This window comes from Streptomyces sp. NPDC007164 (assembly GCF_040634135.1).
GTDB lineage: Bacteria > Actinomycetota > Actinomycetes > Streptomycetales > Streptomycetaceae > Streptomyces > Streptomyces sanglieri.
Genome location: NZ_JBEYFB010000001.1, coordinates 147,733 through 161,716, shown reverse-complemented (window position 1 = coordinate 161,716; position 13,984 = coordinate 147,733). Strand labels below are relative to the sequence as shown.

Genomic DNA, 13,984 nt, shown 5'->3' with positions numbered 1-13,984 from the left:
GGTTCACCGGTGCGGGCTTCACTCGTGCCCGGGGCCCTACCTGACGTCGACGTAGTCCCCGGCGGCGGTCGCGCCGCCCGTCGTCGACGTCTCGCCGAAGGTCCAGCGCCAGTAGCCGTCCGCGGACGCCTTGACCGTGGTCTTCAGGCTGCCCGTGGAGCTCGCCCTGACGATCTTCACCGTGGCGTAGGTGCTGGTGCCCGCCTTGCGGAACTGCAGCTTCGCCGCCTTGCCGCCGTAACCGGCGTAGGAGTGCTTCACCCAGTCGGCGCGGGTGAGCCGTCCCGTCACGGTGAGCGTCTTCCCCTTCGTCACCGGCTCCGGCGAGGCGTTGACGCTCGCCCGCGCGGCCCGCTTGACCTGCGCCGTGCCGAGGGCGGGCAGGTACTCCTGGCTCTTCGGCTGCCCGTTGGAGCCCCAGATGCGGGCGGCCGCGCCGACCTTCCAGGTCGTGGCGTCGTTGTTCGAGCCCAGGGTGTAGCGCGGCTCGATGTACAGCTCGCCCCTGCAGTCGGCGGCGCGCGAGCCGTCCTCGTAACAGGTCATGCTGCTCAGATAGATGCCGCCGTGGTCGGCACCCTTGCCCGCCGTGGTGTCGTGGTACAGGTACGGACTCGCCTCCACGTCGGAGAGCGAGTGGCCCGCGGGCCAGGTGACGTGGAAGCTGACACCCGGAAGCTTCTGCTCGGTGGTGCCCACGACGATGGGCCTGCCCGAGTTCACGACCATCTTCGACACCGTGATCCCGGTGTCGGCGGCTTCCGCGGCCGGGGCGGTGAACGCCGCAAGGGCGAGCGCTCCCGCGAGGACGGCCACGGTGCCGGTTCTGCCTGTGCGCATGCACGGCCTCTCACTGGTAGGTATGCGAGTCGCCGCAGACTACCGCCCCGGCACCGGGCGGAACGGCCCCGTGTATGCCGGGCGCACTAGGGGCAACTTCCGCGTGAAAGCCGACCGCTGCGACGGTTTCCGGTCCCGGCGCTCAGGCCCCTCTTCATGCATTGCGCGTGCCGCCCGACTTCCGAAGCGGGCGGCGGGGGGTGGGACGAGATGACGGACGAAGGCGGTTCCGGCAGAGCGGACGCCACTGGCGCGCGCTGCCGCATGGACATCGACACGGACGGCGGCCACGGCTGGCGGATGATCGCGCAGAACGGACGGGTGGTCGCGGTCTCCGCGCTCTCCCACGGCGGGCACGGCGAATGCCGGGCCGCCTTCGAGGAGTTGTGCGCAGGGCAGCACGGGCTGACGGGCGGGGTGCAGCACACGCCCGGCGGCAACGGCTGGATGTGGTTACTGGGGGACCCGGACGGACGGGCCACCGCCGTCTCGGCACGGGCCTACGAGCGCCATTCGACCTGCCGGGCCGCGTACGAACGGTTCCGCGCGCTGCTCACCGAGATGGGAGGCGTCACCGGAAGTTGCCTTTAGGGCACACCTCATTCACATCTCGGAGCGGGCGTGTCCATGACGCGGCAGCAGCGTCGACCGCGTGACGAGAGATACGAGCGGGACCGCGGTACGGGACGCGCTGCGGCGGCTGTACGCGGATCCGGGGCTGCCCGACCGCGTGTTCAGGGGCGTCGCCCGCAGCGGCGGCGGGCTGGTCCTCGCGGTCATGCTGCTGGTCGGCGGATTCCTGCTCTACCGGGCCTGGCAGGCGCTCTCCCGGGCGGGCTGGTCGTTCCTGACGACCGAGGCGTGGGAGCCGGACGCCGGCCGCTTCGGGATCGCCGCCGTGCTGGTCGGGACGGTGCTCATCGCACGGGTGGCCGTGGCCGTCGCCGTACCGCTGGCGGTCGGCGGGGCGCTGTACATCTCCCAGTACGCGCCGCCCCGGCTGCGCCGCACGCTGATCAGCGTCGTCGACCTGATGGCGGCCGTGCCGTCGGTCGTCTACGGGCTGTGGGGGCTGTTCTTCTTCGAGGGGCGGATCCTCCCCTCGGTGCCGCGGCCGCCGCCCTGTCGATCACCTGGCTGCTGTTCGCCCGGCTGCTGCCGTTCAGCGGCACCGTCGGCTTCCTGGCCGTGGCGTACGGGCTGTTCCTCGCCCTGTACGCGCTTGCTGGTCTCGTTCGACGAGAACGGTCCCGCGGTACGGGACCGGCTGGCCGCCGGCGTGGTGCAGAGCCTCGGCCTGGTCATGGTCGTCGCGCTCGGTTTCGTCGTCGTGTTCACCCTGTGGGAGGGCCGCAAGGCGCTGCCGCACCTGAACTTCTTCACCCAGGACATGGCCGAGGCCGGCCCGCTGGACCCGCTCTCGTCCGGTGGGATCCTGCACGCGATCCTCGGCACGCTGGAGCAGATCACCATCGCGCTGGCCCTGACCGTGCCCACCGGCATGGTCTGCGCGGTCTTCCTCAACGAGGTGCCGGGCCGCTTCGCCCGGTTCGTACGGACCGTCGTCGAGGCGATGACCGCGCTGCCGCCGATCGTCGCGGGACTGTTCGTCTACGCGACGGTGATCCTCGCCCTCGGCTTCGACCGGTCCGGGCTGGCCGCCTCCCTCGCGCTCGCCGTGATGATGCTGCCGATCATCATCCGGGCGGCGGACGTGGTGATCCGGCTGGTGTCGGGGACGCTGCGGGAGGCCTCGTACGCGCTCGGCACCTCGCGCTGGCGCACCGTCTGGCACGTGGTGCTGCCGACCGCGCGGTCCGGGCTGACCACCTCCGTCATCCTCGGCACCGCGCGCGGCATCGGCGAGACCTCGCCGATGCCGCTGACCGCCGGATTCACCGCCGAGATCAACGGCGATCCGCTGTCGGGGCCGCAGGTCTCGCTGCCGCTCGCCACCTTCGAGTTCGTCAAGTCGCCCGAACCCACGATGATCGCCCGCGGTTTCGGCACGGCCGCCGTCCTGATGGCGCTGGTCCTCGTGCCGTTCGTCGTCGCCCGCGTCGTCGGCGGCCGCGGACCGGGACAGCTGACCAGGCGTCAGGAGCACCGCCGGGTCCAGGCGTCGAGACGTGACGCCGAACGCTTCGCCGCCCGGTCCGGGCGGGCCGCGCCCCGGGACACACCCATGGATACGAGGAGTGAGTGACCAGTGAGACCGGCAACCGTCTCCCGACCGACCACGGCGGTGGCGGCACTGGTGTGCGCGCTGCTCGCCCTCCAGCCGGTGACCGCCCGGGCCGCTTCGTACACGAAGATCAGCGGCGGCGGCTCCACCTGGAGCTCCAACGCGCTCGACCAGTGGCGCCGCAACGTCGCCGCCAACAGCGGCATGACCGTCAACTACTCACCGGTCGGCTCCTCGGTGGGTCGTGAGCAGTTCAAGAACGGCACCGCCGACTTCGCCGTCTCCGAGATCCCGTACGGACTGACCGAGTCCGGGATGCGGGACGCGCCGCCGAAGCGCGGATACGCGTACATGCCGATCGTGGCCGGCGGCACGGCCTTCATGTACAACCTGCGGATCGGCGGCCGGAAGGTCACCAACCTGCGAACCGGACTTGGCGATCGTCGAGGAGCCGGGCACCACGGGGAAGTACGAGGTCATCCCGCACGGTGTGGCCCGGCGCACGGCCTGTACCGGGGCGATCTGACGCTCCAGTCCTGCGTGGGCCCGGACACCGGATTCACGTACCTGGTGCGTACCTGAAGCCGCTGCCGGGTCCCGGCCGACCGGACACCGGATTCACGTACCCGGTGCGTACCTGAAAACCATTGGCCGGTCCCGGCCGGACCGGGATCAGATCCCGGCGGCTGCCGCCAGATCGCGCTTGATCCCGTCGAGCAGCCGGGCCCCCTCGGCGCGGGCCGCCGGCAGCCCGTCCGCCGAGGCGACCGGCACCACGACCTCCAGGTAGCACTTGAGCTTCGGCTCCGTGCCGCTCGGGCGGACGATCACCCGGGCGCCCCGCAGGTGGTAGCGGAGCCCGTCGGTGGGCGGCAGCAGTTCCGTGCCCTGCGACAGATCCTCGGCCGAGGTGACGGCGAGCCCCGCGAGCACGGTCGGGGGCTGCTCGCGCAGCCGCGCCATGGCGTCGGAGATGACCGACAGATCCTGCACCCGCACCGACAGCTGGTCGGTGGCGTGCAGCCCGTGCGCGAGCGCGAGATCGTCGAGAAGATCGAGCAGCGTACGCCCCCGCTCCTTGAGCACCGAGGCCAGCTCGGCGACGAGCAGCGCGGCCGTGATGCCGTCCTTGTCGCGTACGCCGTCGGGGTCGACGCAGTAGCCGAGCGCCTCCTCGTACCCGTACCGCAGTCCGTCCACCCGGGCGATCCACTTGAAGCCGGTCAGCGTCTCCTCGTGGTCGAGTCCCGCCTTCGCGGCGATCCGGCCGAGCAGCGAGGACGACACGATCGACTCGGCGAAGACCCCGTCCACGCCCCGGTCCACCAGGTGGGCGGCGAGCAGCGCACCGACCTCGTCGCCGCGCAGCATCCGCCAGCCGCCCTCGGCGGCCGGGTCCGGGACGGCGACGGCGCAGCGGTCGGCGTCCGGGTCGTTGGCGATGACGATGTCGGGGTCCGTGCGGCGCGCGGTCGCGAAGGCGAGGTCCATCGCGCCGGGCTCCTCCGGATTGGGGAACGCGATGGTGGGGAACGCCGGGTCCGGCTCGGCCTGCTCCGCGACGAGCACCGGCGCGGGGAACCCGGCCCGGTCGAACGCGGCGGTCAGCACCGACGTACCAACACCGTGCATCGCCGTGTACACGACCCGGGCGGTACGCGGCGAACCGGCGACGAGCACGGCGTCCGTACGGGCCAGATAGGCCGCCAGGACCTCTTCGCCGAGGGTCTCCCAGCCGTCGTCGGGGCGGGCCACGCCGTCGAGCGGGCCGACCCCGGCGATCGCGGCGGCGATCTCGCCGTCCGCCGGGGGGACGATCTGCGAGCCGTCGCCGAGATAGACCTTGTAGCCGTTGTCGCGCGGCGGGTTGTGGCTGGCGGTCACCTCCACGCCCGCGACGGCGCCCAGGTGCCTTATGGCGTACGCCAGCACGGGGGTGGGGAGCGGGCGGGGGAGCACCGCCGCCCGCAGGCCCGCGCCGGTCATCACGGCCGCGGTGTCGCGGGCGAAGTCGGCGGACTTGTACCGGGCGTCGTACCCGATGACGACGAGCCCGCCGCCCTGCCCCTGCGCCTTGAGGTACGCGGCGAGGCCGGCCGCGGCGCGGATGACGACGCAGCGGTTCATCCGCATCGGCCCGGCGCCCAGCTCACCGCGGAGCCCGGCGGTGCCGAACTGCAGGGTGTCGGCGAACCGTGCGGCGAGCTCGTCGAGATCCGCGGCCTCGATGATCCCGGCGAGCTCGTCGCGGGTCTCGGGATCGGGGTCCTCCGCGAGCCATGCCCTGGCCTGCGCGATGAGGTCCTGCTGCACGGTGTCCGCCTTTCCGGCTGTCCGGGGTGTCTTCGTGGGTGGGTCGGCAGGGGCCTGCCGGGCGGGTCAGATGCGTTCGAGGACCCGGGCCAGCAGCGCGCCCATGCGCGTGGCGGAGTCCCGGCCCGCCTGGAGCACCTCTTCGTGGTTGAGCGGCTCCCCGCTCAGCCCCGCCGCGAGGTTGGTGACCAGCGAGATGCCCAGCACCTCGGCGCCCGCCTCGCGGGCGGCGATGGCCTCCAGCACGGTGGACATGCCGACCAGGTCGCCGCCCATCACGCGGACCATGTTGATCTCGGCCGGCGTCTCGTAGTGCGGGCCGGGGAACTGCACGTACACGCCCTCTTCGAGGGTCTCGTCGACCTCCTTGCACAGCGCGCGCAGCCGCGGCGAGTACAGGTCGGTCAGGTCGACGAAGTTGGCGCCGATGATCGGGGACGCCGCCGTCAGGTTGATGTGGTCGCTGATCAGCACCGGCTGACCGGGGCGCATGCCCTCGCGCAGACCGCCGCAGCCGTTGGTCAGGACGACGGTCCGGCAGCCGGCCGCGACGGCGGTACGGACCCCGTGCGCGACGGCGGCGACGCCACGGCCCTCGTAGAAGTGGGTGCGGCCCAGGAAGACCAGGACCCGCTTCTCACCGATCCGGTACGAGCGGATCGTCCCGCCGTGCCCCTGCACCGCGGGCGCCGGGAAACCGGGCAGTTCGGTCACCGGGAACTCGGCCTCCGGAGCGCCGAGCGCATCGCCCGCGGGCGCCCAGCCGGAACCCATCACGAGCGCGACGTCGTGGGTCTCGGCACCGGTCAGCTCGCGCAGGCGGGCGGCGGCGTCGGCGGCGGCCGCGTACGGGTCGCCCTGGATGTGGTCCGGAATAACTGATGCGTTCACGCGGATGAGGGTAGCCGGTGATTCCCTACGCGCGTAGATGCCTATGCGCAGAGTCTGCACGCGATTGCTCGTACTTTCACACAAAAGCGCTGGTCGACCGGGTCAGCAGGGGCGCTTGCGGAGTTCCATCACATAGTCGTGCGGCGCGCCCGCGGACTCCGCGGCGTCGGCGATCTCGCCCAGGTAGCGGGCGGACGGCAGCCCGCCCTCGTAGCCGTTCAGCACATACATCCAGGCCGGCTCCTCGCCGTCCAGGGTGTGCACCCGCACCCGCATCCGCCGGTAGATGTCGAGGCCGACACCCTCCCACCGGTCCATGGAGTCCTCGTCCATCGGCGCCAGGTCGTACAGCGCCACGAAGACCTGGGAACGGGGCGCCTCCACCACCGTGGCCAGCGCGCCTTCCCAGCCCATCTGCTCCCCACCGAAGGTCAGCCGCCAGCCGTTGAGCCAGCCCGTGCCGCGCAGCGGGGAATGCGGTGCGCGGCGCGTCATCAGCCGCGCGTCGAGGTTGCCGGCGTACGCGGCGTAGAGCGACATGGGTCCGAGGGTACGGGAGGTGACGGGGGGAACGTCGATTCCGGTGCGGAAGACCACTCGCGAGGTTCCGCTTCCCGCTTCCGGGCCCCGGCGCGCACGCCCCGGCGCACGTATGGAGGGCCCCGGGGCGAAGCACCTTGGCGCGTGCGGGACAATGAAGTACGTACTGCATTCCCCCGGGGCGTTCCCCCGGACCCCCGGCCGGGGCAGCAGACGGCCGCGGGATGACATACGCGAGGCGGACTTTTCGTGACCCGGATCGTGATCATCGGCGGCGGACCCGGCGGCTACGAGGCGGCGCTGGTGGGCGCCCAGCTCGGTGCGGAGGTGACCGTCGTCGACTGCGACGGCCTCGGCGGCGCGTCCGTGCTCACCGACTGTGTGCCCTCGAAGACCCTGATCGCGACGGCGGAGGTGATGACCACCTTCGACTCCTCGTACGAGGAGCTGGGCATCATCGTCGCGGACGACACCCCGCACGTGGAGCAGGCCGCCCGGGTGGTCGGCGTCGACCTCGGCAAGGTCAACCGACGGGTGAAGCGCCTGGCGCTCGCCCAGTCCCACGACATCACCGCCTCCGTCACCCGGGCCGGCGCCCGCGTGATGCGCGGCCGCGGCCGGCTGGCCGGCCTCCAGGCCGCCGACGGCTCCCGCAAGGTCGTCGTGACCGCCGCCGACGGCACCGAGGAGACGCTCACCGCCGACGCCGTGCTGATCGCCACCGGCGGCCACCCCCGGGAGATCCCGGACGCGCTCCCCGACGGCGAGCGGATCCTGAACTGGACCCAGGTCTACGACCTCGACGAGCTCCCCGAGGAGCTCATCGTGGTCGGCTCCGGCGTGACCGGCGCCGAGTTCGCGGGCGCCTACCAGGCGCTCGGCTCGCGCGTCACCCTCGTCTCGTCCCGCGACCGGGTGCTGCCGGGCGAGGACCCGGACGCGGCCGCCGTACTGGAGGACGTCTTCCGGCGCCGCGGCATGAACGTCATGGCCCGCTCCCGCGCCCAGGCCGCCAAGCGGGTCGGCGACCGGGTCGAGGTCACCCTCGCCGACGGCCGGGTCATCTCCGGATCGCACTGCCTGATGGCGGTCGGCGCGATCCCCAACAGCGCGGGCATGGGCCTGGAGGAGGCCGGGGTCCGGCTCAAGGAGTCCGGCCACATCTGGACCGACAAGGTCTCGCGCACCAGCGCGCCCGGCGTGTACGCGGCCGGTGACGTCACCGGGATCTTCGCCCTCGCCTCGGTCGCCGCCATGCAGGGCCGGATCGCGATGTACCACTTCCTCGGCGACGCGGTGGCCCCGCTGGACCTGAAGACGGTCTCCTCGAACGTCTTCACCGACCCCGAGATCGCCACCGTCGGCTACACCCAGGCCGACGTCGACGCGGGCAAGATCGACGCCCGGGTGGTCAAGCTGCCGCTGCTGCGCAACCCGCGCGCCAAGATGCAGGGCATCCGCGACGGCTTCGTCAAGATCTTCTGCCGTCCCGGCACCGGCATCGTGGTCGGCGGCTGTGTCGTCGCGCCGCGCGCGAGTGAACTCATCCACCCCATCTCGATCGCGGTCGACAACAATTTGACGGTGGAACAGATCGCAAACGCCTTCACCGTGTATCCGTCCCTGTCGGGTTCGATCGCGGAAGTGGCCCGGCAGTTGCACACCCGTAAGCGCGCGGGCGAGGCGTAACCGCCCCCGGGAACCCGGCAATCCCCGGCAACCCCCGGCAACTCGGGCGGCCCGGCGACGGCCGCCCGATCAGAACGGAACAACAACGGGGCCGCCTATACCACTTGGCGGCCCCTTGTATGTACAACTTCCGTTATTCGGCGCAAACTGCTGAAAACACTCGGGCGGTCACGTTACTGTCAGTTTCGTGTTCGCTGCAGAACGTCGTCAGTTGATCCTCGAAATGGTGCGTGCCAACGGGGCGGTATCGCTCCGTGAGCTCGCCCGCGTCGTCCAGACCTCCGAAGTGACCGTACGGCGGGACGTGCGGGCACTGGAGGCAGAAGGACTCCTCGACCGCCGGCACGGCGGTGCGGTACTGCCGGGCGGTTTCACGCGGGACTCCGGCATTCCGCAGAAATCCCATCTCGCCACCGCGGAGAAGACGGCCATCGCCGACCTGGCCGCCGGTCTCGTGGAGGAGGGCGAGGCCATCGTCGTCGGTGCCGGTACGACCACGCAGGAGCTGGCCCGCCGGCTCGCGCGGGTCCCCGGCCTGACCGTCGTCACCAACTCCCTGCTGGTCGCCCAGGCGTTGGCCCATGCCAACCGGGTGGAGGTGGTGATGACCGGCGGCACGCTGCGCGGTTCCAACTACGCCCTGGTGGGCAGCGGTGCCGAGCAGTCCCTCCAGGGGCTGCGGGTCTCGCGCGCGTTCCTCTCGGGGAGCGGGCTCACCGCGGAGCGCGGCCTGTCCACGTCCAACATGCTCTCCGCGAGTGTGGACCGGGCGCTGGTGCAGGCGGCCGCCGAGGTGGTGGTCCTGGCCGACCACACCAAGCTCGGCTCCGACACCATGTTCCAGACGGTGCCGACCGACCTCATCACCCGTCTGGTGACGGACGAGCCTCCCGGCCACGACGACCGCGCCGCCACCGAATTGCAGGCCCTCGCGGACCAGGGGGTGCAGATCGCGGTGGCCGGCTCGGGAAGCGGCACCACAGCGGCCGAGAACCTGCCGCACGGCCGGCAGCAGGGCCGCCGGGACATGCCGCTGCCCGGCCAGCGCCGTACGCCCGGAGGCGGGCCCGGGGGAGCGGGCCCGCAGCAGCTGCGGAGCGCGGCATCCCTGACGGAGTCGGGCCAGGGCCCGGGAGACCGGGCGAGGGTCGCGGATCTGCGACGCCGCTAGGACCCGTGGGCAAGCCCGGTCCGCCGGCGCCTGAGACGCGGGGTCCGGGGCGGAGCCCCGGTCGCGCGAAGGAGCATGCGGGGAAAGCCCCGTGCAGCGGACCGGTGGGCCTGGCGGTGGGCCCACCAGGGGGCCTGCCCTCTCGTCCCCCTCAACCCTCCTCCGACCGCGCCCCCTTCAGCCCCTGCAAGGTCAGCATCAGCAGCCGACCCGCCAACTCCGGGTCGTCCGGCGACTGTTCGGCGGCCAGTGCGATCGCGTTCGTCAGCTGCAGCAGATCGCCGATCGACACATCCGGCCGCACCGCCCCGCTCGCCTGCGCCCGCACCAGCAGCACCGCCCCCGCCTCGCGCAACGGCACATTGCACTGCGAGAGGGCCGAAGTCTCGTCCCGTGACGTCGACATGAGCGCCTGAGCCAGCCCCCGGTACTCACCCGCGTGGGTGATGATCGCGCCCAGCCACTCCACCAGACCCGCACACGGCTGCCGCGCCTGCGCGAGCTCCCGGGAGCGGGTGATCAGGGACGTCAGAGCCTCCTGGAAGACCGCGTTCATCAGCGCGTGCCGGTTCGGGAAGTGCCGGTACAGCGTGCCGATCCCCACGCCCGCGCGCCGCGCGATGTCCTCCAGGGACGCATCGGTGCCGTGCTCCGCGAAGGCGGTCCGGGCCTCGCCCAGCAACCGGTCGTAATTCCGGCGCGCGTCGGCACGCATGGGACGGGGCGGCGTCTGCGCCGTACTGGTCGCCATCGCGCAGCCTCCCTTCTTCCGCCTCGGGGTCCAGGATGCCATCGCGCGCCACGTGGGTGCGGCCGGCCGCTCGGCGGACGGCAAAGGGCCCCCGCGGGAAGCCGTAGGACTCCGCAGGGGCCCCGAGGCCCGGATACCGCGTGGATCAGTCCTTGATCTCGCAGATGACGGCGCCGGAGGAGACCGAGCTGCCGACCTCGGCGGCCAGGCCCTTGACGGTGCCGGAGCGGTGCGCGTTGAGGGGCTGTTCCATCTTCATGGCTTCCAGGACGACGATGAGGTCGCCTTCCTGGACTTCCTGGCCTTCTTCGACGGCGATCTTGACGATGGTGCCCTGCATCGGGGACGCGAGGGTGTCGCCGGAGACCGCGGAGCCGGACTTCTTCGCGGCGCGGCGTTTGGGTTTGGCGCCGGCGGCGAGGCCGGTGCGGGCCAGGCTCATGCCGAGGGAGGAGGGGAGGGAGACTTCCAGGCGTTTGCCGCCGACCTCGACCACGACGGTCTCGCGGCCGGCCTCTTCGTCGGTCTCGGTGTCGGCGGTGGCGGTGAAGGGTTTGATGTCGTTGACGAACTCGGTCTCGATCCAGCGGGTGTGGACGTGGAACGGTTCGCTGGTGAAGGCGGGGTCGGTGACGGCCGCGCGGTGGAAGGGGATGGCGGTGGCCATGCCCTCGACGTTGAACTCGGCCAGTGCGCGGGCGGCGCGCTGCAGTGCCTGCTCGCGGGTCGCGCCGGTCACGATGAGTTTGGCCAGCAGGGAGTCCCAGGCCGGGCCGATGACGGAGCCGGACTCGACGCCGGCGTCGAGGCGGACGCCGGGGCCGGTGGGCGGGGTGAACGTGGTGACGGTGCCGGGGGCGGGCAGGAAGCCGCGGCCGGGGTCCTCGCCGTTGATCCGGAACTCGAAGGAGTGTCCGCGCATCGCGGGGTCGTCGTAGCCGAGTTCCTCGCCGTCGGCGATGCGGAACATCTCGCGGACGAGGTCGATGCCGGTGACTTCCTCGGTGACCGGGTGTTCGACCTGGAGGCGGGTGTTGACCTCCAGGAAGGAGATCGTGCCGTCCGTGCCGACGAGGAATTCGACGGTGCCCGCGCCGACGTAGCCGGCCTCCTTCAGGATGGCCTTGGACGCGGCGTACAGTTCCGCGTTCTGCGCGTCGGACAGGAAGGGGGCCGGGGCCTCCTCGACCAGCTTCTGGTGGCGGCGCTGGAGCGAGCAGTCACGGGTGGAGACGACGACGACGTTGCCGTGGGTGTCGGCCAGGCACTGTGTCTCGACGTGGCGGGGCCGGTCGAGGTAGCGCTCGACGAAGCATTCGCCCCGGCCGAACGCGGCGACGGCCTCGCGGACCGCGGAATCGTACAGCTCCGGGATCTCCTGGAGCGTGCGTGCGACCTTCAGGCCGCGGCCGCCGCCGCCGAAGGCGGCCTTGATCGCGATCGGCAGCCCGTGTTCCTCGGCGAACGCCACGACCTCGGCGGAGCCCTCCACCGGGTCGGGGGTGCCGGCGACCAGCGGGGCGCCGGCGCGCTGCGCGATGTGCCGGGCGGCGACCTTGTCACCGAGGTCGCGGATGGCCTGGGGCGGCGGGCCGATCCAGGTCAGGCCGGCATCGAGCACGGCCTGCGCGAACTCGGCGTTCTCCGACAGGAAGCCGTAGCCCGGGTGGATCGCGTCGGCACCGGAGTCCTTGGCAGCCTGGAGCACCTTGGCCATGTCCAGATAGCTGGCGGCCGGGGTGTCACCGCCCAGAGCGAATGCCTCGTCGGCCGCACGCACGTGCAGAGCATCGCGGTCCGGGTCTGCGTAGACGGCCACGCTCCCGATCCCGGCATCCCGGCATGCCCGAGCAACACGGACAGCAATTTCGCCACGGTTGGCGATGAGCACCTTGCGCACGATGGCTCCCTCCTTGAAACAAGCTGAGTTTAGGGACTACCGACACGGCCCTACGACCCGTCCCCAATGGTGAGCTTGCCCACACGGAGTGTGATTCGAGGCTTGCTCAAGTCGCGAAATCCCTTGTGGCACCACGGTACGCCGGGTTTCATGACCGCACAGTAGCCACGAGGTGTGGTCCAGGTCTCTGTTCGTACGGGCTGCGACTCCGCGCGTTTCTTTGTCGAGTCCCCACTAATGGGTGAGCGATTCTTTGCCCGACGCACTTGAGCCACGACAAGGGGTGTGCGGGAAGAGTGCGCCCGCGTACGCCGCGAGCGCGGGACGGAAGCGGAGATCGCCGGACCCTTGTCCGGAGCATTACCGGTTAGTAGGGTCCGCGCTATCGCACGTACTGCAGGTAACAGGGGGTGGACACCGTGGTGCGCAGACCGGTGGCGTTCGTGGCCGCGATCGTGCTGTTCGTGGAGGCCGTGGGCATCGTGCTCATCAACGGCATCCTCGCGACGGTCGTCAAGAACCAGACCATGTCACTGGCCGGGATGGACCCCACCGTCATGTCGAACGGCACCTGGGCGATGGGCGGCTTCTTCGGCCTGTACCTGCTGCTGTGCGGGCTGCTCCTGCTGCTGGCCGGCATCCGCGACCGGGCCCCCGGCCGGTTCGCCCGCATCGTCCTGATCATCTGCGCCGTGGTGCACGCGGTGCTGGGCGCGCTGACGGTCGGGCTGGTCGGCTGGACCGCCTTCGCGAGCATGATGGTGGTGCTCGGACTGATAGTGCTCACGCTGGTGGCGTACGGCACCCGGTCCGACGAGCCTTCCGACGAGCCCGCCGACGACGCCGGAGCGGGCGCCCCGGCGCCGGTCTGATCCGGAGCGCCGGACGGGCTCCGGATCGGCGTGTCCGCCGGGCTTCGGGCGGGGGCGTCTGCCGGGTTCCGTGCTGGAGTGCCTGCCGGGTTCCGTGCCGGGGCGTCCACTGCGCTCCGGATCGGGATGTCCGCCGGGCTTCGGGGCGGGGTGTCCGCCGGTCCCCGGCCCTGGGTGTCCGCTCGGACCCGGAGCCCGGTTCAGACCCAGAGCTCGGTGACGGAGATCCCCAGCTCGCCCAGCAGCCGGCGCAGCAGCGGCAGCGAGAGCCCGATGACATTGCCGTGGTCGCCCTCGATGGAGTCGACGAACGGTGCCGAACGGCCGTCCAGGGTGAAGGCGCCCGCCACGTACAGCGGCTCGCCGGTGGCCACGTAGGCGGCGATCTCGGCGTCCGTCGGCTCGCCGAAGCGGACGGTGGTGGAGGCGGTCGCCGACGCGGTGCGTCCGGTCGCGGTGTCGATCACGCTGTGGCCGGTCTGCAGCACCCCGGCCCGGCCGCGCATGGACTTCCAGCGGGCGATGGCCTCCTCGGCGTCGGCCGGCTTGCCGAGCGCCTCGCCGTCGAGTTCGAGCACCGAGTCGCAGCCGATGACCAGGGCGCCCGCCGCCTCCGGCCGGCCCGCCACCGTCGCGGCCTTGGCCTCGGCGAGCACCAGCGCCAGTTCGGCCGGGGTCGGGGCGCTCAGCGCATCCTCGTCCACCCCGCTCACGATCACCTCGGGCGCGAAGCCGGCCTGCCGCAGCAGACCGAGACGGGCGGGGGAGGCGGAGGCGAGCACGAGACGGCGCTGATCAGTCATACGGGCCATCGTAGAAGAGCCGCACCGGC

Annotated in this window: 13 protein-coding genes; 6 read left to right on the top strand and 7 right to left on the bottom strand. The window is 71.7% G+C overall.

Annotation, left to right across the window (positions count from 1 at the left end):
* Positions 1-36: 36 nt before the first annotated feature.
* On the bottom strand, positions 37-840 hold the full coding sequence (locus tag ABZ622_RS00650) for a hypothetical protein (protein WP_360538923.1): 804 nt from the start codon (positions 838-840) through the stop codon (positions 37-39).
* A gap of 210 nt (positions 841-1,050) precedes the next feature.
* Here ABZ622_RS00650 and ABZ622_RS00645 point away from each other — a divergent pair, with 210 nt between their 5' ends.
* The 3 genes from ABZ622_RS00645 (at position 1,051) to ABZ622_RS00635 (ending at position 3,607) form a co-directional block, all read left to right on the top strand.
* Positions 1,051-1,431: a hypothetical protein gene (locus tag ABZ622_RS00645; protein WP_360538920.1), complete on the top strand. Its 381-nt coding sequence runs from the start codon at positions 1,051-1,053 to the stop codon at positions 1,429-1,431.
* A 61-nt stretch (positions 1,432-1,492) separates the two neighbouring features.
* Positions 1,493-3,046, top strand: coding sequence for a phosphate ABC transporter permease PstA (pstA, locus tag ABZ622_RS00640; protein WP_360538917.1), 1,554 nt, complete (start codon positions 1,493-1,495; stop codon positions 3,044-3,046).
* A gap of 3 nt (positions 3,047-3,049) precedes the next feature.
* A complete protein-coding gene (locus ABZ622_RS00635; RefSeq protein WP_360538914.1) occupies positions 3,050-3,607 on the top strand; it encodes a substrate-binding domain-containing protein in 558 nt (185 codons plus the stop codon).
* Between the two features lie 90 nt (positions 3,608-3,697).
* On the opposite strand, the gene ABZ622_RS00630 is transcribed toward ABZ622_RS00635, so the two are convergent.
* The 3 genes from ABZ622_RS00630 to ABZ622_RS00620 form a co-directional block, all read right to left on the bottom strand.
* The gene (locus tag ABZ622_RS00630; protein WP_360538911.1) at positions 3,698-5,338 is read right to left on the bottom strand and encodes a phospho-sugar mutase; all 1,641 of its coding nucleotides are present in this window, start codon (positions 5,336-5,338) and stop codon (positions 3,698-3,700) included.
* 66 nt (positions 5,339-5,404) lie between these two features.
* Positions 5,405-6,229, bottom strand: coding sequence for a purine-nucleoside phosphorylase (locus ABZ622_RS00625; protein WP_360538908.1), 825 nt, complete (start codon positions 6,227-6,229; stop codon positions 5,405-5,407).
* Positions 6,230-6,331: 102 nt separating this feature from the next.
* Positions 6,332-6,769, bottom strand: coding sequence for a gamma-glutamylcyclotransferase (locus tag ABZ622_RS00620; protein ID WP_072486709.1), 438 nt, complete (start codon positions 6,767-6,769; stop codon positions 6,332-6,334).
* Positions 6,770-7,018: 249 nt separating this feature from the next.
* Between ABZ622_RS00620 and ABZ622_RS00615 the strand changes: the two genes are divergently transcribed.
* Positions 7,019-8,458: an NAD(P)H-quinone dehydrogenase gene (locus tag ABZ622_RS00615; RefSeq protein WP_259928235.1), complete on the top strand. Its 1,440-nt coding sequence runs from the start codon at positions 7,019-7,021 to the stop codon at positions 8,456-8,458.
* Between the two features lie 187 nt (positions 8,459-8,645).
* The gene (locus tag ABZ622_RS00610) at positions 8,646-9,629 is read left to right on the top strand and encodes a DeoR/GlpR family DNA-binding transcription regulator (protein ID WP_360538904.1); all 984 of its coding nucleotides are present in this window, start codon (positions 8,646-8,648) and stop codon (positions 9,627-9,629) included.
* A 151-nt stretch (positions 9,630-9,780) separates the two neighbouring features.
* Here ABZ622_RS00610 and ABZ622_RS00605 read toward each other — a convergent pair whose 3' ends face one another.
* Complete coding sequence (locus ABZ622_RS00605; RefSeq protein ID WP_360538901.1) at positions 9,781-10,380, bottom strand: helix-turn-helix domain-containing protein; 600 nt, start codon at positions 10,378-10,380, stop codon at positions 9,781-9,783.
* A 145-nt stretch (positions 10,381-10,525) separates the two neighbouring features.
* On the bottom strand, positions 10,526-12,280 hold the full coding sequence (locus ABZ622_RS00600) for a biotin carboxylase N-terminal domain-containing protein (RefSeq protein ID WP_360538898.1): 1,755 nt from the start codon (positions 12,278-12,280) through the stop codon (positions 10,526-10,528).
* A 410-nt stretch (positions 12,281-12,690) separates the two neighbouring features.
* Here ABZ622_RS00600 and ABZ622_RS00595 point away from each other — a divergent pair, with 410 nt between their 5' ends.
* The gene (locus ABZ622_RS00595; protein WP_360538895.1) at positions 12,691-13,152 is read left to right on the top strand and encodes a hypothetical protein; all 462 of its coding nucleotides are present in this window, start codon (positions 12,691-12,693) and stop codon (positions 13,150-13,152) included.
* Positions 13,153-13,352: 200 nt separating this feature from the next.
* On the opposite strand, the gene ABZ622_RS00590 is transcribed toward ABZ622_RS00595, so the two are convergent.
* Positions 13,353-13,964, bottom strand: a complete 612-nt coding sequence (locus tag ABZ622_RS00590; RefSeq protein ID WP_360538892.1) for a nucleoside triphosphate pyrophosphatase — start codon at positions 13,962-13,964, stop codon at positions 13,353-13,355.
* Between the last annotated feature and the right edge of the window lie 20 nt (positions 13,965-13,984).

Coding starts and splice junctions, on each gene's coding strand:
- ABZ622_RS00650 (WP_360538923.1), bottom strand. CDS start 840: ATGCGCACAGGCAGAACCGGCACCGTGGCCGTCCTCGCGGGAGCGCTC.
- ABZ622_RS00645 (WP_360538920.1), top strand. CDS start 1,051: ATGACGGACGAAGGCGGTTCCGGCAGAGCGGACGCCACTGGCGCGCGC.
- ABZ622_RS00620 (WP_072486709.1), bottom strand. CDS start 6,769: ATGTCGCTCTACGCCGCGTACGCCGGCAACCTCGACGCGCGGCTGATG.
- ABZ622_RS00605 (WP_360538901.1), bottom strand. CDS start 10,380: ATGGCGACCAGTACGGCGCAGACGCCGCCCCGTCCCATGCGTGCCGAC.
- ABZ622_RS00590 (WP_360538892.1), bottom strand. CDS start 13,964: ATGGCCCGTATGACTGATCAGCGCCGTCTCGTGCTCGCCTCCGCCTCC.